Raw genomic sequence first — 18,551 nt, forward strand, 5'->3', positions numbered from 1 at the left:
GTGCTGGGCCTGATCGGTGCCGTGGTGCTGGCCTCGGGCTCGCTGCTCAAGGCCATCTGCATGATCGTGCTGGGCCTCCTGATCGGCCTGGTGGGCACCGACGTGAACTCGGGCGTCGCGCGCTTCAGCTTCGACATCCCCGAACTCACCGACGGCATCAGCTTCATCGCCATCGCCATGGGCGTGTTCGGCTACGGCGAGATCATCGCCAACCTGGCCAAGCCCGACGAGCACCGCGAGATCTACACCGCCAAGGTGCAAGGCCTCTGGCCCACGCGCGAGGACTTCCGCAACATGCTGCCCGCCGTGCTGCGCGGCACCGCGCTGGGCTGCTCGCTCGGCATCCTGCCCGGTGGCGGATCGCTGCTGTCCGCCTTCGCCTCCTACACGTTGGAGAAGAAGTTGCGCCCCCGCGCAGGCGAGATTCCGTTCGGCAAGGGCAACATCCGCGGCGTGGCCGGCCCCGAGTCGGCCAACAACGCAGGCGCGCAGACCTCGTTCATTCCGCTGCTCACGCTCGGCATTCCCGGCAATCCGGTCATGGCCCTGATGGTCGGCGCCATGACCATCCACAACATCCAGCCCGGGCCGCAGGTGATGACCAGCAACCCCGAACTCTTCTGGGGCCTGATCGCGTCGATGTGGATCGGCAACCTCATGCTGATCGTGCTCAACCTGCCGCTCATCGGTATGTGGATCAAGCTGCTGTCGATCCCCTACAAGTGGCTGTTCCCGGCCATCGTGCTGTTCTGCGCGGTGGGCGTGTACTCGACCAACAACAACACCTTCGACGTGTGGATGGTCGGCCTGTTCGGCATCGTGGGCTATGCGTTCCACAAGCTCGGATGCGAGCCCGCGCCGCTGCTGCTGGGCCTGATCCTGGGGCCGATGATGGAGGAAAACCTCCGGCGCGCACTGCTGCTGTCGCGCGGCGACTGGAGCGTGTTCGTCACGCGGCCCATCTCGGCCGGCCTGCTGGTCGCGGCCGCGCTTCTCATGGTCATCGTGCTGCTGCCGAGCGTGAAGTCGAAGCGCGAAGAGGCCTTCGTCGAGGAGGGTTGAGCGGCGTCAGGGGCTCGGCGCGGCGGCGTGGCTGCTGGTCTCTTGATCGCCCGAAAGGCCTGCATCCTTGCCGACCTGAGCCATTCCCCTGGCGCGAGCGATATCGCTCAGCGCCAAGAGAAGAAGATCGCCGTCTTCGGCTTCGAGGACGGCGGTCATGTACTCGGCAATGGCAGCTTCATCCCTCAGATGGCGAACTGCATCGAACGGAAGGAGCTTTTGCCCACTGTGGCTTTGGTCTGCCTCGGGTAATCTTGACATCCGAACCACATGGGGCCTTGACCATGAAGAGCAAGAAGCGCGGCGCTCGATGCGCGGCACGATGTTGCCTTGCGGCGCCGAAGACGGCGAGTGAATGATCCCGCCGCATCCGCTCGTCGTGCAGGCCATTCAGGAGCGGCGCCGGCTGCGCCTCACCTACCACGGGCGCACCCGGCTCGCGGAGCCTCAGTGCTATGGCATCGGCCACAGGGGCACCGAACTCCTTCGAGTGCATCAACTCCAGGGTGGCTCGCAGCGCGAGCCCTTGTTCAACCTCGCTGAGATATCGGATCTCGTCATGCTCGACGAGGTCTTCACGGCGCCCGGCCCGCACTACAAGCGCGACGACTCGGCGATGAAGATCATCTTCTGTCAGTTGTAGTGCGTGCCATCCGGCATGTGGTGGGGTGTGCAACATGCGGCCTCGTCGCAGCCCGTCGACGACCGAGGAACCTTCCTCCGACGGCCGTTACGAATGCCTCGCTCAAGCCACTGCTGCCGTGGTGATCGAACGACGACCACGGCTTGCCGTTCGATCTGGTGCGGAGGGCGAAGCGCGTCTTGCGCCTGAGCGCAACGAAACGAACCCCAGGAAAGTTCACCGCATGATTTCGAACCACAACAGGAGCGCGCGCTGCGTTGTCCCCATCCAGTCCATTCGGCCGACGCGAATGAAGTGCAAGTCGGGCGAATACACATCCTGCAAGTGGGAAGCCGCTGCCCAGTACGTTCAGCATCTCAAGGAAAGCGTTACGAGAGAAACAGCGCCTGTGCTCAATGGCGTCGTGGTCTACAACCGGGTTCCTGCTCCTCCTGGCGCGGAAGATTCAGAGCAGACGAATGCGATCAAGGAACTGGTGGACGAGTGCCTTCAGTTCGGCGGCCAACAACTGCTGCGTGAATTCATACTTGCTGCGCGCTCCGACGTGTTGAGCGTAGTCTTGAGCCACTTCCAGCAGATGGCAGCCGAGTGCAATGCCGGCGGCGACATGATGCATACCATTCTGAATCCCACGGGGTTCTCTGCCGAATCAGCCACGCTGCCGTCCGCGACCATGAACCCACAGCAGTGGGCGCTTCTGTGCAAGGTGTTGAGCGCGATGCCCAGTTTGAAGCATCTGCACCTGGATGGCTTGGGTGTGGCAGGGCTTGGTCTCATCAAGGGTCCTTCTCCCTCGATGGAGCTGGAATCGCTCAGTTTGGTTTTCTCGAATCCGACGACTCAACCCGAGATGCTCGCCCGACTCATGGAGGGCGGCAAGCCGGCCGATCTGAGCATTGTCGGCAAGCCGGCGCGTTCGGCGGAGGGAGACGTGCCTTCGAGTTGCCTTGAGCGAACGTTGGTTCCATCACTTGTCAGCATCAAGATCGCCGGCCAGTTCCAGGCTGACTTCGTTGGCGATTGGATCAGGGAAATGAAGGAGGGGCGCTGCACCGGCGTCGAGCACCTCGACGTGTCCGGCACAAGCGAAGCCGACGCGACCGGCTGGCTGCCGCAGTACGTGTCCGGTGCGAAGAGCCTGACGACCCTGAAGCTGCCCGCGATGAATGAACGTGAACTGGAGAGACTCGCCACAGCCGTCAAAAGCAGCGGGTCATTGCGCAGTGTCGAAATCGAAGGCGTGGCGAGTTCGAATCGCCACATGCAGGTCATTCAACAATGCGCATATCGAAACAAGCTTTCGCAATCCAGCTATGTGTAGGTGGGGGCAGTGAACAGCAATGCGGTGCGAAGTCTGCAGGTCGATGGCGCTAGGCAAAAAGATGCTCGTACGGCGAGGCGGGGTGCGAAGGGGGAGGGCGCGGACGGGCAGAGTGACGGCACTCTCAAGTTGCCTTGTGCTCCTCGCGAAGCACTTTCGCCGCTGCAACCATGGCCTTGAGTTTCCCGATCGCCGCCTCGCGCGGTAGGTACTTCATTCCGCAGTCCGGCGCCAGGATCACGTTCTCCGCCTTCACATAGGGCAGCGCACGGCGGATGCGGGCGACGATGGTTTCCACAGATTCGACTTCGGGCGTCGACAGGTCGATGCAGCCCACCATCACGCGTTTGCCGTCGAGCGGCTGAAGGGCCGCGCAATCCAGGTTCGATTGCGCGGTCTCGATCGACACCTGTTTGCAGCGGCACTGCGCCAACTCGGGCAAGAAGGAATAGCCGCTCGGCCGCTCGTGGATGATGGCCGCATAGCCGAAGCAGATGTGCACGGCCGTCGTGCCCGCGATGCCTTCGAGCGCACGGTTCAACGCATCCAGCCCGTACTGCCTGGCCTTCTCGGGTCGCGCCTGCATGTAGGGCTCGTCGATCTGCACCACGTCGGCCCCTGCGGCGAACAGATCGCGGATCTCGGCGTTGACGGCCTCCGCGTAATCCATCGCCGCCTCTTCCTCCGTTTTGTAGAAATCGTTCTGCGCCTGCTGCAGCATCGTGAAGGGCCCGGGCACGGTGATCTTCACCATGCGATCGGTGTGGGCGCGCAGGAACTTCAAGTCTTCCACTTCCACCGCGTGGCGACGCTTGATGCGGCCGACGATGCGCGGCACCGGGTTGGGGTGGCCCGACCGGTCCAGCGCGGTGCCGGGGTTGTCGAGGTCCACGCCGTCGAGCGCGGTGGCGAAGCGGTTCGAATAGCTCTCGCGGCGGATCTCGCCGTCGCTCACGATGTCCAGGCCCGCCTCCTCCTGCGCGCGGATCGCCATCAGCGTCGCGTCGTTCTGCGCCTCTTCCAGATACTGCGGCGGAATGCGCCACAGCTCGCGCGCCCGCACGCGCGGCGGAAAGCGGCCGGCCAGCTTGGCGCGGTCGATCAGCCAGTCGGGCTGCGGAAAGCTGCCGACGATGGTGGTGGGGAACAGCATGGATGCCTCCGTTGTCCGTTGATTGAGAGTGGGTGGTTTCAAACGCCCAGGTAGGCGTGCTGGATCTCTGGCTGTGCCATCAGCTCGGCGGGCAGGCCTTCGGCGACCACGCGGCCTTCTTCGAGCACGTAGGCACGCTGCGACACCTCCATCGCCATCGCGACGTTCTGCTCCACGAGCAGCACCGACATGCCCTCGGCATTGATGCGGCGGATGGCGGCGAACATGTCGTTGACGATGCGCGGCGACAGGCCCAGCGAAGGCTCGTCCAGCAGCAGCAGGCGCGGCCGCGCCATCAGCGCGCGGGCGATGGCCACCATCTGCTGCTGCCCGCCCGACAGCTCGCCGGCCGGGCTGGCGAGCTTTTCTTCGATGACGGGAAAGAGTTCGATCACCTGGTCCAGCGTCTGGCGCCGCCGCGCCTTGGCCTGCGCGGTGAAGCTGCCCAGCTCCAGGTTCTCGAGCACGCTCATGCCGGCGAAGAGCCGCCGGCCCTCGGGCACCAGCGCGATGCCGGCCTCGCAGAAGCGGTGCGCGGGCAGTTGCGTCAGGTCGCGGCCGTCGAGCACGATGCGCCCGGCCTTGGCGCGCAGCATGCCGGCGATGGCGCCGATCAGCGTGGTTTTGCCGGCGCCGTTGGGGCCGACCACGCACAGCAGTTCGCCGGCGTGCAGGTCGAGCGACACGCCCCAGAGCGCGCGCGCGGCGCCGTAGGCCACTTCGAGGTCGCGGATTTCGAGCATGGTCATGCGGGGGCGACTTGCCCCAAGTAGGCGCTCATCACCTCCGGCCGCTGCATCACGTCGCGCACGCCGCCCTCGGCCAGCAGTTCGCCGTGGTTGAAGACCACGATGCGGTCGGTCAGCGCCATCACCGCGCGCATCACGTGCTCGACGAAGACGATGGTGGAGCCCTGATCGCGGATGCGCCGGATCAGCGCGACCGCTTCGTCGATCTCGCTGGGCGTGAGCCCGCACAGCACCTCGTCGAGCAGCACGAGCCGCGGACGCGAGGCGAGCGCGCGCGCCAGCTCCAGGAACTTGCGCTGGTGGAGGTTGAGGTCTTCGGGCCGCGCCATCGCCTTGTCCTGCAAGCCGGTGAACTCCAGCCACTGGATGGCCTGCCGGTTCGCGCTCTCCGGGTCGTCGACCGCGCCGCCGAACATGGTCGCGATGGCCACGTTCTGCAGCACGCTCAGGTGGCCGAAGGGCCGCGGTATCTGGTACGTGCGGGCGATGCCGCTGCCCGCGATGCGGTGCGCCGGGAAGCCGTTCAAGCAACGGTCCTCGAACCAGATCGAGCCGCTGGTGGGCGTGTAATGCCCGCTCACCACGTTGATGAAGGTCGACTTGCCCGATCCGTTGGGGCCGAGCAGGCCGAGGATTTCGCCGCGGCGGACTTCGACGTTCACGCCGGCCAGCGCGCGTACGCCTTTGAAGGATTTGCTGAGGCCTTCGACGCGCAGCAGTACGTCGGCCGGCGCAGCGGTGATCCTCGCCACCGGTGTGGCCGCGCGTGCGGTGATCGTCGCGAGGTCGGCCGGCGCCGTGCCTTCGCTCCCTCTCCCTCCGGGAGAGGGTTGGGGTGAGGGCACCGGGCCTGTGCCACCGCCGTGCGTGTGCGAACGCCTGCTGCCCTCACCCCCGCCCTCTCCCAGAGGGAGAGGGAGCAAAGCAGGCGAGCGCCGCCACAGGCGCTGCACACGCGCCAGGATGCCGTCGGGCATGAACAGGATCGCCGCGATCAGGATCGCCCCGATCGCCGCCTTGCCCGCCACCGCATGGTCCGCGGCCGTGAAGCTGTAGAGCAGCCCCGTGATCGCCACCGCGCCGACGGCCGGCCCGGCCCAGTGGCGCGTGCCGCCCAGCACGCTCATCAGCACCACCGTCAACGGCACCGTGATCGTGAACACCTCGCCGGCCGTCACGTACGAAAGGAACAACGCATGGATGCCGCCCGCCACGCCTGCCAGCGCGCAGGAGATCGCCAGCGCCATCAGCTTGTAGCGAAAGGTCGGCACACCCATCACCTCGGCCGCGTCTTCGTCGTCGTGGATGGCGAACAGCCCGGCGCCGAACTTCGACACCTGGATGCCCCAGGCGATCAGCAGCGTGACCACGGCGGCGGCCAGCGCCAGCAGGTAGAAGGTCGACGAGGCCGTGGGCCCGATCTTCGGCACCGCCACCGCGGCCAGCGACACGCCGTTGCCGCCGTCGAGCGGCGTGTTGACCACGATCGTGCCGATCACGAAGGTGATGGCCAGCGTCAGCAGCGCGAACAGCTCGCCGCGCACGCCCTTCACGCGGAACACCACCGCGCCGAGCGCCACGCCCAGCACCGCGGCCACCAGCGCTGCGACCGGCAGGGTCCAGAGGAAGGGCCAGTCGTAGCGCGCCATCAGGTTGGCACTGGTGTAGATGCCGGCGCCGAAAAAGGCACCATGGCCGAAGGAGAAATAGCCCGAGTAGCCGGAGAGGATGTTCCAGGAAGTGGCGAGCACCACCCAGTGCAGCACGAGGTAGAGGAACGAGTCGTAGAAGGCGGGCAGGCCGAGTTGCGGGAGAAAGGCCAACGCCGCGCCGGCGGCGAGGATGAAGACCGGTGTTCGCTTCATGCCGCCTTCCCGGGCTTGAGAATCAAGATCACGATCAGCAACGTGAATGACACGATCGGTGCCCACGAAGGCGCCGTCACCGCCATCGTCACCGCCTCGCTCACGCCGATGAGCGTGCCCGCCACCAGCGGCCCGAGCGCGCTGCCCAGCCCGCCCAGCATCACGGCTGCGAACACCACGCCGATCCATGCGTACATCTGCGAAGGCGTCAGCGTGAAGCTCAACGCCAGGCACACGCCCGCGATGCTCGCGAGCGCGGCGCAGGTGCCGGCCAAGATCAGACCCAGCGCCCGTTCGTTCACGCCGAAGGCCGCGGCCACCGGGCCGTCTTGCGCGGCGGCGCGCAGCGCGCGGCCGAGGTCGGTGTAGCGCAGCACGGCCCACACGGCGAACGACAGCGCGACCGCGATCAGCAGCGTGATCAGCTCCGGCACCGGCACGAACAAGCCCGCCACCTTGAACTTGTGTTCGCCGTAGCTCGATTCGAGCTTGCGGAAGTCGGCCGTCCAGATCGACTGGATCACGCTTTCGGCGATGCCGGTGAGCCCGAAGGTCAGCAGCAGCGAATTGAAGGGCGTCACCGAGAAGCGCACCATCACCCAGTGCAACGCGGCCCCCAGCACGAAGAAGAGCGGCACGATCACCGCCAGCGTCAACAGCGGGTCCATGCCCATCGTCGCCATCTGGTAGCACAGGTAGGCCGCCAGAAAGGCGAAGGCGAAATGCGCCAGGTTGATCAGGCGCAGCAGGCCCCAGCTCAGGCTGAGGCCCAGGCCCATCAGTCCGTACAACGCACCGACGAAGACGCCCGAGAGGATGGATTGGGACAGCAGCGAGATGCTGGGGAGGGTGAAGCCTGACATGTCAAGGCGTCAAGAGCTTGGCGCCGCCAGAAGTGACTTCCTTCGGCCACACCACCACCCATTTCCCATCCTGGATCTGCTTGATCCGCATCAGGTCGTCACCGAAGTTGCCGGTGCCGTTGAAGCGCAGCTTGCCCTGCAGCGTGTCGACCTTGTTGGCCTTGAGCCAGGTGCCGATGGCCTTGTCGTCCAGGCTCTTGGTGGCGACCACGCCGGCTTCGAGAATCTGCCAGGCGGTGTACGAAGCTGCGGCCTGCGTCTCCACCGACGTGTCCGGAAACCCGGCCTTGGTGGCACGCTCGCTGTAGACCTTCACGAACTCGGCCGCACCCAGGTTCGAGGTGAAGGGCGGCTGCGCCTCGAAGATGGTCGCCGACAGCGCGTTCTTCGCATCGGGCAAGGCCAGCAGCGGCCCCGGCGCGGGATACAGGTAGAAGTGCAACGGCGGCGTGTAGTCGATCTTCTTCATCGCATCGAGCAGCAGGTTGCCTTCCAGCCCGATCGCGCCCACCCACACGAAGTCGGGCTTCGCGTCTTTCACGCGGTTGGCGATGGGGCCGAAGTCGCGGTTGCCGAAGTCCCATTCGAGAAACAGCACCTCGGTCAGCCCGCGCTTCTTGACGACTTCGCGCGCGCCCGCGCTCATGAACTGGATCGACGGGAACTTGCTGGTCACCACCGCCACCGTCTTCGGCGGCTTGGGCGAGGCCGCGAGAGCGTCGAAGAGCGTGTTGGGCACCGTGGTCGCCGGGTCCGAGCCGATCGACCAGGCGGGAAACTGCATGTCGTACTTGGCCAGAGACGGAATGCCCAGCGTGTGGTGCACCAGCACCTTGTTGTAGCGCTGCGCCACGCCCATCGCGGAGAGGATGGCGCCGGTGGCATACGGCCCCATCAGCAGGTCGACCTTGTCGGCCGTCACCAGTTGCTCGTACAAGGTACGCGCCAGGTCGGGCTTCGATTGGTCGTCCTTCACCACCCATTCCACCGGCCGCCCCAGCAGGCCGCCGCGCTTGTTGAGCTGCTCGACGTAGATCTCGCCCACCAGTTTGTGGATCTGCGCCGTGGCCGACAGCGGCCCGGTCAGTGCGAGCGTGCTGCCGATGCGCACCGGCTGGCCCGATGCCTGCTGCGCCAGCGCGATGCCCGATGCGGCCATCGCGAGCGCGGCCATGGCCGTGCGGCGCGGAATGCCGGGGAGCGGCGAAAGGGGCTGCTGCGTGTTCATGGTCCTCGTCTCCTTTGGTTGTATGGGCGAACGAAACGAATGCGGTGAAGGCGGTCAATCGACCTGCGCGCCGGAGCGCTTGACGAGCCCGGCCCATTTGGTCAGCTCGGTCTTGTTGAAAGGCTGCATCTCGTCCGCGCGCATCGAACGCGACTCGATGCCTTGCTCGCGCAGCCGCTGCGCCACTTCGGACTGGGCAAGCGCGGCCGCGCCGGCCTTGCGAAGCGAGGCCAAGGTGTCGGGCGGCGTGGCCGAAGGCGCGTACAGCATGAACCACGCGACCAGGTCGAAGTCGGCGATGCCCTGCTCCATCAGCGTGGGCACGTCGGTGGCCGCTGCGCTGCGCACCGCGCCGCTGGCGCCCAGCGCGCGCAGCTTGCCGGCCTTCATCTGCGGCAGCACCGCGGCCGGGTGGTAGAACATGAAGTCGACCTGCGAGGCGATCACGCCCGTCAACGCGGCGGCGCCTTCCTTGTAGGGCACGTGGATCATCTTGCCGCCCAGCCGCTGCGCGAGCAGTTCGCCCGCCAGGTGGCCCGAAGTGCCGTTGCCGGCCGAGGCGAAGGTCACGCCGGCCGGCCGGGCCGCGGCCTGCGCCAGGTCCTTGAGCGACTTGATCGGTGACTCGGCCGCCACCACCAGCAGCGTAGGCGTGTAGCCAATGAAAGCCACCGGCGCGAAGTCGCGCAGCGGGTCGTAGGGCAGCCTGCTGAAGAGCGACGCGTTGATCGCATGCGTGCCCACCGTGCCCATCACCAGCGTGCGGCCGTCGGGCGCGGACTTGGCCACCAGGTCGCTGCCGGTCGAGCCGCCCGCGCCGGCGCGGTTGTCGACGATCACCGGCTGCTGCAGGTTCTTGCCGAGCGCCTCGCCCACCACGCGCGCCACCTGGTCGGTGGTGGTGCCGGCGCCGAAGGGCACGATCATCTTGATCGGGCCCTTGTCCTGCGCGGCGGCCGTGGTGCCCAGCAGCACCAGCAGCGCGGCACCGAGGGCTCGCATCGTCGTCCTGACATTCATCTCTGTCTCCGTTCTTGTCGTCGTTCAGTGGTGCTGCTTGAGCGCCGCGCGTATCTCGTCGCTGTGCTCGCCCAGCGTCGGCGGCGGCCGCACCTGGAGCGCACGCTCGCCGTCGAAACTGACCGGCGAGCGCACGGTGCGGAAGAGCCCCATCACCGGATGCTCGGCCGATGTCATCAGCTGCAGGTGCTTCGCCTGCGGGTCTTCCAGCGCCTCGCTGGTGTCGTACATCGGCGCGTGCGGCACGTCTTCGCGTGCCAGGCGGCGGCACCACTCGTCGCGCGGCTGCGTGCGAAAGCGCTCGCCCAGCAGGGTGATCAGCGTCTCCTGGTGGTCGATGCGCGCCTCGCGCGTGGCGAAGCGCGGGTCGTCGAAGATGTCGGGCTGCTCGATCGCCACCGCCAGTCCGCGCCAGAACTTCTCGGGCGACGACATGTGCAGCGCCACCCACTTGCCGTCCGCGCAGCGCAGCACGTACGACTGCGACACGCTGGGCCGGCTGTAAGGCCCCATCACCTCGTCGACCTGAAAGTAATGCGTGAACGCGTCGAGGTTGAAGTGCGCCATGGCCTCCAACATCGACACCTCCACCTTGCGGCCGACGCCCGTGCGGCCGCGCTCGAACAACGCACCGAGCACGCCGTACGCGGCATAGAAGCCGGTCAGCGCATCGGCGATGGCCGGGCCCACCACGCGCGGGTTCTCGGGGTTCACCAGCAGGTTCAGGAAGCCGCTCGCCGCCTGCGCCACCGTGTCGTAGGCCGGCCGCCCCGCGGCGGGCCCGGTCGAGCCGAAGCCGCTGATGGCCACGTAGATCAGCTTCGGGTTGATCGCGCGCAGCCGTTCGGCACCCACGCCCAGCTTCTCCGCCACGCCGGGCCGGAAGTTCTGGATGTACACGTCGGCATCCGCGATCAGCGCGTCGAGCACTTCGCGGTCGGCCGCGTCGCGCGTGTCGAGCGTGAGGCTGCGCTTGTTGCGGTTGTACGTTTGGTAATGCGGGCTGTACAGGCCGTTCTTGAAGGCGCGAAAGGGGTCGCCCGTGCCCGGCTGCTCCACCTTGATCACGTCGGCGCCCAGGTCGCCCAGCAGCATGCCGGCGGCCGGCCCCGTGATGAAGGTGCCCTGCTCGATGACCTTGAGGCCCTGGAGGACGGGGATCATGCGTGCTTCCCGAATCCTGCGGGCACCTCGCCCTCGTATTCCACCTCGCGCGTCGCCTGGTACGACAGCGCGAAGCCGATGGGCTGGCGGATCTCTTCGACCATGTGCGCGATCAGCCCCGCGGTGCGCGCCAGCATCGGCACGCCCTTGAGCCCTTCGACCGGAAAGCCCGCGCCCAGCAGCACCGAGGGAATCGCGCCCGACACGTTGAGCTTGAGCGGCTTGTTCAGCACCTCGGGCAGGAGCCGTTCGGCGGCTTCTGCGATCTGCACGAAGCGCAGGTCGGTGCCGGCTGCCTTGGCCGCGTCGAACAGCGCGCCCACGCGTTCGTCACGTTCCTTGTGCAGCGGATGGCCATAGCCCGGAATGCTGCGGCCCGCCGCGCGCCAGGCCTTCATCACCGAGAGTGCGGCGTCGTCCATCGATCGGCCGGCCTGCATCTGCGCGTCCATCTCGACGTACATGCGCCCGGCGGTTTCGGACGAGCCCAGCACCACCGAGCCGCAGCCCAGGACGCCGGCGGCCACCGCGCCCTGCATCGCGTCGGGCGCCGCGGCGAAGGTCATGCGTGCGGCCTGCACGCTGGGCACCAGGCCGTGCTCGGCAATGGCCACCAGCGTGGCGTTGAGCACCGCCGCCTGGCCCGCGCTCGGCATCTGCCCGGTCAAGAGCAGGAAGAAGTGGTCGACGAAGGAGATCTTGCCGATCAGCTCCTTCGACAGGTCGTGCCCGCGGATCACGATCGTGTGTTCGTCCGAGGTGCAGATGGCCGTGCGCGGCACGGTGGCCTTGCCGATCTTCATGAGAGTCCTTGCGAAGAAATGGAACGAGGGGGAGCGGTGCTCAATGCGGCACCGGTGCGAGCCGCACGTCGAAGCTGGCCGAGTAATAGGGCACGGCCATGTCGCGCCCGTCCACCGCCTTGCCCGGCGGATGCGACTCGAAGTCGACCACCAGGCTGTCGCGCTTGCCGAACACCGCGTCCTGCTCGATGTACGGGCTGCCGCCCACGAACACCTGCGTCGTCAGCGTCACGTGGCCGGGCGCCGACACCTGCAGGTGGATGTGGCCGGGCCGGTAGATGCTGCGTTCGGTGGCGCGCATCATGTCGCCCACCGGGCCATCGTCGGGAATCGGGTAGTAGGCGGGCAGGATCGACCAGAACCAGTAGCGGCCCTGCGCGTCGGTGCGAAACCGGCCGCGCGCCGCCATCGACGGCTCGGCGCTGAGTTGCACGTCGTATTTGCCTTCGCCGTCGCCCGACCAGATGTCGAGCAGCGCGCCTTCGAGCGGCGCGCCGTGCACGTCGGTCACGCGGCCCATGTAGAAGGTCGGCTCGCCGCGCGCGCTGCCGCGGATGTCGGCGCCCAGCGGCTCGTCGGGCGCGCCGGACCAGTAGAAGGGGCCTTCCACCGTGGCCTCGGTCGCCTCGGTCGCGCCCTGCGCCGGTCCGCTGGCGCGCGCCTGCGCCAGCGCCACCACCATCATCGACAGGCCGATGGTGTCCGACAGCAAGATGAATTCGGGCCGCTTGTCGGTCGAGATCTGCCCCGTGGCCTCGAGGAACTTCATCGCCGCCAGCCATTCCTCGGGCTTCAGGTCCACTTCGCGGGCAAAGGCGTGGATGTGCTTCACCAGCGCCGTCATCAGCTCGCGCAGCCGCGGGTCGGGCGTCTTCGCGAAGGCATCGAGCACGTCCTGCGTGATGCTGTCCTGGTTGTAGTCGGCCATGTCGCGTCTCCTGTCTCGCCGTCGATTCGGGCGTCTTCGTCTTCTGTGTGGGCCGGACGATAGGCCCCGGGAAAGCGCGCGGCAAATGATGAATTTCCATGGATATCATCGACGCCGTCGATCATTCGCAGGGGTTTTCATGGAGATGCGCCATCTGCGCTACTTCGTCGCGCTGGCCGATTGCCTGAGCTTCACGCGGGCCGCGGAGCGGGTGCACGTGACGCAATCGACGCTCTCGCACCAGATCAAGCAGCTCGAGGACGAGCTGGGCCAGCCGCTCTTCGAACGCATCGGCAAGAAGGTGGTGACCACCGAAGCCGGCGAACTGCTGCGGGGCTTCGCGTCGCGCGCCCTCAGGGAGGTCGACCAGGGCGTGGCCCTGCTCAAGCCGGGCAGCAACAGCCTCACCGGCCAGGTGCGCATCGGCGCCACCCACACCTTCAACATCGGGCTCATCCCCGAATGCGTGGCCCTTTCGCTCGCGCGGCACCCGACCGTGCGCATCACCGTCGAGGAGCTGGCTGCCGAGGTGATCGCCGCGCGCCTGGTGGCCGGCGAGCTGGACCTGGGCATTTCGTACCGCCCCGACGAGCCCGACGGCCTGTGGTTCGAGCCGCTCTACAACGAAGAAATGGTGCTGGTCGTGGCCACCACCCATCCGCTGGCCGCGCGCAAGCGCATCCGCATGGTCGAGCTGCACCGGCAAGACCTGGTGCTGGTGTCGCGCGCCTTCTCCACCCGCACGATGCTGGAGGAATGCTTTCGCGCAGCCGGCTGCGAGCCGACGGTGGTCGCCGAGATGTCCACCGTGGCGCCGATGCTGGCGCTGGTGGCCCGCACCCAGATCGGATCGATCGTGGCCATCAACGCGGTGCCCGAGGGCATGCCCGGCCTCAAGGTGATCCCGCTCGAAAGCCCGACACCCATCCGCACGCCGGGCATCCTCTGGCGGCTGGGCGAGACGCGGCCCGCGGTGGTGCAGTCCTTCGCGGTGATCCTGCGCAAGACGGCGCTCGGCAACAGCCTGCGGCGCGAAGGGCCGGGCTGATCCCCTGCATCTCGGGCATCTCGGGCATCTCGGGCAACTCGGGCAACTCGGGCAACTCGGGCAACTCGGGCATGCCGCGGAGGGGCGGCCCGATTGACAAGGCTAAAAGTCCTATTAATAATTCTTTCGACTGTCCGGCGCCGCGTCGAAGCGGTGCCCGCGACGGGTCAGGCAAGCGTCACAGAACGCCGAGGAGGCATCGACCAGTTCGCGCGCAGCGGCTCTGGATGGTGGAAGTCCTATTGATCCAACGTTAAGTCCGGAGACAACCATGCGAATCCTCTCGTCCGCCATCGGCCTCGTTCTCGCCGCAGCCGCGGCCGTGGTGCCCCTGTCGGCAGCCGCGCAGGCCGCGCAGCCGATCGTGCTGAAGTACTCGTCGTACCACCCGCAGACCATCTGGTTCACCAGCAAGGGCATCAACCCGTGGATCGCCGAGGTCGAGAAGGCGACCCAGGGCCGCGTGAAGATCGAGACGCTGCCGAAGACCGTCGGCACGCCGGCCAGCGCCTTCGAGGTCTCGCGCGACGGCCTGGCCGACATGTCGATCGTGATCGCCGGCTACACGCCCGGCCGCTTCCCGCTGGCCGAGATGGGCGAGCTGCCCTTCGCCGGCGACGACGCCTCGACGATGTCGCCCGCCTTCGACCGCGTCTACCGCAAGCACTTCGCCAAGGCCGAGGAGTTCAAGGGCGTCGAGGTGCTCAGCATCTTCACCATCTCGCCCGGCCACATCTTCACCACCAAGCGGCAGGTGAAGACCATGGACGACATGAAGGGCCTCAAGCTCCGCAGCCCGGGCGCCACCTCGACGCGCTCGCTCACGCTGATGGGCGCGGTGCCTATCCTGAAGTCCTTCACCGAGGCGCACGAGATGCTGTCCACCGGCGCGATCGACGGCAGCCTGATGCTCAAGGAAACCGTGAAGTCCGGCAACGCGGTCGACCTTCTGAAGTACGGCACGCTGGTGCCGGGCGGCGTGTTCAACGCGGTGCTGGCCGTCGTGGTCAACGCCGACAAGTGGAAGGCCATTCCCGAAGCCGACCGCAAGGCCATCATGTCGGTCTCGGGCGAGGCGCTGGCCCGCCACATGGGCACCGCCTACGTCGAAGCCGACAAGGAGGCGATGGGCCTCATGGCCCAGGCCAAGTACGTGGTCGAGCCGGCCAGCCCCGCGCTGGTGTCCGACATGAAGAAGGCGCTGGCGCCGCAGGAGGCCGAATGGGTCGACCGCGCCAAGAAGAAGGGCGCCGCCGACCCGATGGCCGCGCTCGCCGAGTTCCGCCAGGAATCGGCCAAGGCCGGCGCCGCATCGCGCTGAACGCAGCAACCTGCGACCTGCAACCTGCAACCCGCCCACGACGGAGACGCGCTTCATGGATCTCGGCTTTTTCACCATGCCCCTTCACCCGCTGTCGCGGAACTACCCGGACACGCTGGACGAAGACCGCGAGGCGATCATCCTGGCGGACCAACTGGGCTTCACCGAAGCCTTCGTCGGCGAGCACGTCACCGACCTGTCGGAGCCCATCAGCTCGTCGCTGATGTTCCTGGCTTCGCTGGCCAGCGACACGCACCAGATCAAGCTGGGCAGCGGCACCGTCAACCTGCCGAACAACCACCCGGCGGCGGTGGCGGCCCAGGTCGCGATGCTCGACAACCTGCTGCGGGGGCGATTCCTGTTCGGCATCGGGCCTGGCGGGCTCAAGTCCGACTCCGAAGCCTTCGGCAACCTCGACGAGGACCGCACGGCGATGTTCGTCGAGGCCATCGACCACATCCTCGCCATGTGGCAGGACGAGGCGCCGATCGTGCGCGACGGCAAGTACTGGAAGATCCACATGGATCGCACCTACGTGAAGGAGCTGGGGCAGGGCATGATGCTGCGGCCCTACCAGGGGCGCATCCCCGACATCTTCGCCACCGTGGTCGCGCCGTATTCCAAGGGCATCGTCTCCGCGGCCGAGCGCGGCTGGCTGCCGATCACCGGCGACATGCTGCAGCCCGTGTGGCAGGCCACGCACTGGCCGCTCTACGAAAAGGGCTGCAAGAACGTCGGCCGCGTGGCGGACCGCAACGACTGGCGCGTGGGCGTGAACATCTTCGTCGGTGACGACGCCGCCACGGCCAGGCGCTACGGCGGCAGCGCCGAAGGCCCCTACGGACAGCGCTGGGAAAGCCTGCGCACGCGCTTCGTCTTCAACGGCCGCATGGACCTGTTCAAGTCCGACCTCGACATGCCCGATTCGGCCATCGACGCGCAGTTCCTGGTCGACAACCTCACCATCAGCGGCACGCCCGAGCAGGTGGCCGAGAAGCTGCTGGCCCGCCACGACGCGCTGGGCGGCTTCGGCACCGTGCTCTACGTCGGCGCCGACTGGCAAGACCCGGCGCTCGCGCGTCGCTCGATGGAGCTGATGGCCACGCGCGTGATGCCCATGGTCAACGCCGCGCTCGCCGATCGCGAGCCGCGCACGGGCACCCTCGGCTGACAGCGGCGCCCGGCAAGGTCCGGGCCGCTCTCTCGACCGAGAAGGCCTATTGAACTACGAACCGACTTACACCGCATCTTCCGCGGCAAGGAGACAGACGATGAAGCGCATGCTCGGGGTGGCCGCTCTCTGGTTGGCGATGTCGTCGCCGGCCTTGGCTGAGACCATGATCCGCTACTCGAACTGGCTGCCCGTCAAGCACCAGCTGCATGCGGACGTCATGGCGCCGTGGATGGCCGAGGTGGAGAAGGTCACGCAAGGCCGCGTCAAGTTCGAGATCCTGCCCAAGCTGGTCGGCACGGTGCCGACGCAGTTCGACGTGGTGCGCGACGGCCTGGCCGACATGGCCATCTTCGTTCCCGGCTTCTCGCCGGGTCGCTTCGAGCTGATGGAGGTGACCGAGCTGCCGCTCATGGCCGACGAGCCCCTGATCATGGCGCCGGCGGCGAACGCGCTCTACGTGAAGCACCTCGCCAGGTACAACGAGTTCAAGGGCGTGCACATCGCGAGCATGTTCTCGACCGCGGCCGGCCACATCTACACCGCCAAGAAGCCGATGCGTTCGCTGGCGGACCTCAAGGGCCTGAAGTTGCGCACCTCGCTCGCGAGCAACGCACCGGCCATGATCGCGCTGGGCACGGTGCCGATCCAGAAGGGCACCAACGAGATCTACGAGCTCGTGACCAGCGGCGTCGTCGACGGCACGCTGTGGACCAAGGAAGGGCCGGCCGGCTTCAGCATGGTCAACGGCACGTTGAACCACATGCTCGTAGTGCCGGGCGGCCTCTACAACTCCATCCTCTCGCTCGCCATCAACGAAGAGAAGTGGAAGGCCATCGAGCCGCGCGACCGCGAGGCCATCGACAAGCTCTCGGGCGACGCCCTGGCCAAGGCGGTCGGCGAGGCATACAGCCGTGCCGATGAGCGCGGCTTCCAGATGATGAAGGCCGCCGGCGCGACCATCGTCACGGCCGACGGCGCTTTCCTCGCATCGATCCGGCAGGTGCTGCAGCCGGCCGAGGCGACCTGGATCGCCAAGGCGAAGAAGAAGGGCATGGCCAACCCCGAGGCCGTGCTCGCCGACTTCAAGGCCGACATCGCCGCGCGCCAGAAGGCGCTCGGATCGGCGCGCTGAGCCCCACAACATCACGACAGGAGATCTTCATGAAGAGACTCGCGCTCTGCCTCGCCCTCATGCTCTGTGCTGCCGCGCCCGCCTGGTCGCAGACCGTGCTGCGCTATTCGAACTGGCTGCCGGCCAAGCACCAGATGCACACCGAGGTCTTCGTGCCCTGGATGGCCGAGGTCGAGAAGGCGACCGAAGGGCGCGTCAAGTTCGAGATACTGCCCAAGATGGTCGGCACCGTGCCTACGCAGTTCGACGTGCTGCGCGACGGCCTGGCCGACATGGCCGTGTTCGTGCCCGGCTTCTCGCCGGGACGCTTCGACCTGATCGAGATGGCCGAGCTGCCCCTGGTCGCCGACGAGCCCAACGTGATGGCGCCCGCCGTCCAGCAGCTCTACACGAAGCACCTGGCCAAGTACAACGAGTTCAAGGGGGTGCACATCGTCAGCATCTTCTCGACCGCGGCCGGGCACGTGTACACGGCGAAGAAGCCGGTGCGCTCCATGGCCGACTTCAAGGGCGTCAAGCTGCGCACCTCGCTGGCCGCCAACAGCCCGGCCGTCACGGCGCTGGGTGCCGTGCCGGTGCAGAAGGGCACCAACGAGATCTACGAGCTCGTGTCCTCCGGCGTGCTCGACGGCACGCTGCTGAGCAAGGAGGCGGTCGTCAGCTTCAGCCTGGTCAACACGCTGAACAACCTCACGATCATCCCGGGCGGCATCTACAACTCGGTGCTGTCGCTGGCGATCAACGAAGACAAGTGGAAGTCGCTGTCGCCGAAGGACCAGGACATCATCACGAAGCTGTCCGGCGACCTGATGGCCAAGGAGGTCGGCAAGGCCTACAGCAAGGCCGATGCGAACGCCGTCGACACGATGAAGCAGGCGGGCAAGACCGTCATCGTCGCCGAAGGCGACTTCTACAAGCAGATCAAGCAGGCGCTGTCGTACGCCGAATCCACCTGGATCGCCAAGGCCAAGAAGAAGGGCATGGCCGAGCCCGAGAAGGTGCTGGCCGAGTTCCGCGCCGACATCGCTGCGCGCTACAAGGCGCTGGGCATCCCGATGCTCGGGCAGTAGCAGCGCG

18 protein-coding genes are annotated in these 18,551 nt (G+C 67.0%); 8 read left to right on the top strand and 10 right to left on the bottom strand.

The features are described 5' to 3' along the window. A partial coding sequence (locus B0W80_RS23660; RefSeq protein ID WP_077001614.1) for a tripartite tricarboxylate transporter permease occupies nucleotides 1-1,062 on the top strand: 1,062 nt, incomplete at its 5' end. 6 nt (nucleotides 1,063-1,068) lie between these two features. On the opposite strand, the gene B0W80_RS36510 is transcribed toward B0W80_RS23660, so the two are convergent. Beyond that, nucleotides 1,069-1,452 (bottom strand): DNA-binding protein, encoded by a 384-nt coding sequence (locus tag B0W80_RS36510; protein WP_373039011.1) that lies wholly within the window; start codon nucleotides 1,450-1,452, stop codon nucleotides 1,069-1,071. Here B0W80_RS36510 and B0W80_RS23670 point away from each other — a divergent pair. Continuing rightward, nucleotides 1,418-1,705: a hypothetical protein gene (locus B0W80_RS23670; RefSeq protein WP_077001615.1), complete on the top strand. Its 288-nt coding sequence runs from the start codon at nucleotides 1,418-1,420 to the stop codon at nucleotides 1,703-1,705. The genes B0W80_RS36510 and B0W80_RS23670 overlap by 35 nt on opposite strands. 223 nt (nucleotides 1,706-1,928) lie before the next feature. Next, nucleotides 1,929-3,026 carry a hypothetical protein gene (locus B0W80_RS23675; protein WP_077001616.1) on the top strand — a complete coding sequence of 366 codons (1,098 nt, stop codon included), beginning with the start codon at nucleotides 1,929-1,931 and terminating at the stop codon, nucleotides 3,024-3,026. A gap of 124 nt (nucleotides 3,027-3,150) precedes the next feature. Here B0W80_RS23675 and B0W80_RS23680 read toward each other — a convergent pair whose 3' ends face one another. The 9 genes from B0W80_RS23680 to B0W80_RS23720 are packed head-to-tail and all read right to left on the bottom strand — an operon-like array spanning nucleotide 3,151 to nucleotide 12,799. Continuing rightward, nucleotides 3,151-4,179 (bottom strand): uroporphyrinogen decarboxylase family protein, encoded by a 1,029-nt coding sequence (locus B0W80_RS23680; RefSeq protein WP_077001617.1) that lies wholly within the window; start codon nucleotides 4,177-4,179, stop codon nucleotides 3,151-3,153. Nucleotides 4,180-4,217: 38 nt separating this feature from the next. Then, on the bottom strand, nucleotides 4,218-4,928 hold the full coding sequence (locus tag B0W80_RS23685; RefSeq protein WP_218668940.1) for an ABC transporter ATP-binding protein: 711 nt from the start codon (nucleotides 4,926-4,928) through the stop codon (nucleotides 4,218-4,220). Next, a complete protein-coding gene (locus B0W80_RS23690; RefSeq protein ID WP_077001618.1) occupies nucleotides 4,925-6,793 on the bottom strand; it encodes an ATP-binding cassette domain-containing protein in 1,869 nt (622 codons plus the stop codon). The genes B0W80_RS23685 and B0W80_RS23690 overlap by 4 nt, the downstream gene beginning before the upstream one ends. Further along, nucleotides 6,790-7,656, bottom strand: a complete 867-nt coding sequence (locus B0W80_RS23695) for a branched-chain amino acid ABC transporter permease (protein ID WP_077001619.1) — start codon at nucleotides 7,654-7,656, stop codon at nucleotides 6,790-6,792. Before B0W80_RS23695 ends, B0W80_RS23690 begins: the two co-directional genes overlap by 4 nt. A gap of 1 nt (nucleotide 7,657) precedes the next feature. Then, nucleotides 7,658-8,884 carry an amino acid ABC transporter substrate-binding protein gene (locus B0W80_RS23700; RefSeq protein ID WP_083745575.1) on the bottom strand — a complete coding sequence of 409 codons (1,227 nt, stop codon included), beginning with the start codon at nucleotides 8,882-8,884 and terminating at the stop codon, nucleotides 7,658-7,660. Nucleotides 8,885-8,938: 54 nt separating this feature from the next. Next, on the bottom strand, nucleotides 8,939-9,904 hold the full coding sequence (locus B0W80_RS23705; RefSeq protein WP_077001620.1) for a tripartite tricarboxylate transporter substrate binding protein: 966 nt from the start codon (nucleotides 9,902-9,904) through the stop codon (nucleotides 8,939-8,941). A 24-nt stretch (nucleotides 9,905-9,928) separates the two neighbouring features. Continuing rightward, a complete protein-coding gene (locus B0W80_RS23710) occupies nucleotides 9,929-11,068 on the bottom strand; it encodes a CaiB/BaiF CoA-transferase family protein (RefSeq protein WP_077001621.1) in 1,140 nt (379 codons plus the stop codon). Beyond that, complete coding sequence (locus tag B0W80_RS23715) at nucleotides 11,065-11,871, bottom strand: citryl-CoA lyase (RefSeq protein ID WP_077001622.1); 807 nt, start codon at nucleotides 11,869-11,871, stop codon at nucleotides 11,065-11,067. Before B0W80_RS23715 ends, B0W80_RS23710 begins: the two co-directional genes overlap by 4 nt. Before the next feature lie 40 nt (nucleotides 11,872-11,911). Then, a complete protein-coding gene (locus B0W80_RS23720; RefSeq protein ID WP_077001623.1) occupies nucleotides 11,912-12,799 on the bottom strand; it encodes a dioxygenase in 888 nt (295 codons plus the stop codon). A gap of 139 nt (nucleotides 12,800-12,938) precedes the next feature. Between B0W80_RS23720 and B0W80_RS23725 the strand changes: the two genes are divergently transcribed. From B0W80_RS23725 to B0W80_RS23745, 5 genes are all read left to right on the top strand, one after another. Further along, nucleotides 12,939-13,847: a LysR substrate-binding domain-containing protein gene (locus B0W80_RS23725; protein WP_077001624.1), complete on the top strand. Its 909-nt coding sequence runs from the start codon at nucleotides 12,939-12,941 to the stop codon at nucleotides 13,845-13,847. Between the two features lie 271 nt (nucleotides 13,848-14,118). Continuing rightward, a complete protein-coding gene (locus tag B0W80_RS23730) occupies nucleotides 14,119-15,168 on the top strand; it encodes a TRAP transporter substrate-binding protein (protein WP_077001625.1) in 1,050 nt (349 codons plus the stop codon). A gap of 55 nt (nucleotides 15,169-15,223) precedes the next feature. Then, nucleotides 15,224-16,339, top strand: coding sequence for an LLM class flavin-dependent oxidoreductase (locus B0W80_RS23735; RefSeq protein WP_077001626.1), 1,116 nt, complete (start codon nucleotides 15,224-15,226; stop codon nucleotides 16,337-16,339). A 100-nt stretch (nucleotides 16,340-16,439) separates the two neighbouring features. Beyond that, complete coding sequence (locus B0W80_RS23740; RefSeq protein ID WP_077001627.1) at nucleotides 16,440-17,474, top strand: TRAP transporter substrate-binding protein; 1,035 nt, start codon at nucleotides 16,440-16,442, stop codon at nucleotides 17,472-17,474. 29 nt (nucleotides 17,475-17,503) lie between these two features. Next, nucleotides 17,504-18,544: a TRAP transporter substrate-binding protein gene (locus B0W80_RS23745; protein WP_077001628.1), complete on the top strand. Its 1,041-nt coding sequence runs from the start codon at nucleotides 17,504-17,506 to the stop codon at nucleotides 18,542-18,544. The last annotated feature ends 7 nt before the right edge of the window (nucleotides 18,545-18,551 follow it).

This window comes from Variovorax sp. KK3 (genome assembly GCF_001984055.1).
Classification (GTDB): Bacteria; Pseudomonadota; Gammaproteobacteria; order Burkholderiales; family Burkholderiaceae_C; genus Variovorax.

What these genes read in the sequence shown, in the direction of transcription:
- B0W80_RS23670 (WP_077001615.1), top strand. Translation starts at nt 1,418, where the DNA reads ATGATCCCGCCGCATCCGCTCGTCGTGCAGGCCATTCAGGAGCGGCGC.
- B0W80_RS36510 (WP_373039011.1), bottom strand. Translation starts at nt 1,452, where the DNA reads ATGGCCTGCACGACGAGCGGATGCGGCGGGATCATTCACTCGCCGTCT.
- B0W80_RS23675 (WP_077001616.1), top strand. Translation starts at nt 1,929, where the DNA reads ATGATTTCGAACCACAACAGGAGCGCGCGCTGCGTTGTCCCCATCCAG.
- B0W80_RS23680 (WP_077001617.1), bottom strand. Translation starts at nt 4,179, where the DNA reads ATGCTGTTCCCCACCACCATCGTCGGCAGCTTTCCGCAGCCCGACTGG.
- B0W80_RS23685 (WP_218668940.1), bottom strand. Translation starts at nt 4,928, where the DNA reads ATGACCATGCTCGAAATCCGCGACCTCGAAGTGGCCTACGGCGCCGCG.
- B0W80_RS23690 (WP_077001618.1), bottom strand. Translation starts at nt 6,793, where the DNA reads ATGAAGCGAACACCGGTCTTCATCCTCGCCGCCGGCGCGGCGTTGGCC.
- B0W80_RS23695 (WP_077001619.1), bottom strand. Translation starts at nt 7,656, where the DNA reads ATGTCAGGCTTCACCCTCCCCAGCATCTCGCTGCTGTCCCAATCCATC.
- B0W80_RS23700 (WP_083745575.1), bottom strand. Translation starts at nt 8,884, where the DNA reads ATGAACACGCAGCAGCCCCTTTCGCCGCTCCCCGGCATTCCGCGCCGC.
- B0W80_RS23705 (WP_077001620.1), bottom strand. Translation starts at nt 9,904, where the DNA reads ATGAATGTCAGGACGACGATGCGAGCCCTCGGTGCCGCGCTGCTGGTG.
- B0W80_RS23710 (WP_077001621.1), bottom strand. Translation starts at nt 11,068, where the DNA reads ATGATCCCCGTCCTCCAGGGCCTCAAGGTCATCGAGCAGGGCACCTTC.
- B0W80_RS23715 (WP_077001622.1), bottom strand. Translation starts at nt 11,871, where the DNA reads ATGAAGATCGGCAAGGCCACCGTGCCGCGCACGGCCATCTGCACCTCG.
- B0W80_RS23720 (WP_077001623.1), bottom strand. Translation starts at nt 12,799, where the DNA reads ATGGCCGACTACAACCAGGACAGCATCACGCAGGACGTGCTCGATGCC.
- B0W80_RS23725 (WP_077001624.1), top strand. Translation starts at nt 12,939, where the DNA reads ATGGAGATGCGCCATCTGCGCTACTTCGTCGCGCTGGCCGATTGCCTG.
- B0W80_RS23730 (WP_077001625.1), top strand. Translation starts at nt 14,119, where the DNA reads ATGCGAATCCTCTCGTCCGCCATCGGCCTCGTTCTCGCCGCAGCCGCG.
- B0W80_RS23735 (WP_077001626.1), top strand. Translation starts at nt 15,224, where the DNA reads ATGGATCTCGGCTTTTTCACCATGCCCCTTCACCCGCTGTCGCGGAAC.
- B0W80_RS23740 (WP_077001627.1), top strand. Translation starts at nt 16,440, where the DNA reads ATGAAGCGCATGCTCGGGGTGGCCGCTCTCTGGTTGGCGATGTCGTCG.
- B0W80_RS23745 (WP_077001628.1), top strand. Translation starts at nt 17,504, where the DNA reads ATGAAGAGACTCGCGCTCTGCCTCGCCCTCATGCTCTGTGCTGCCGCG.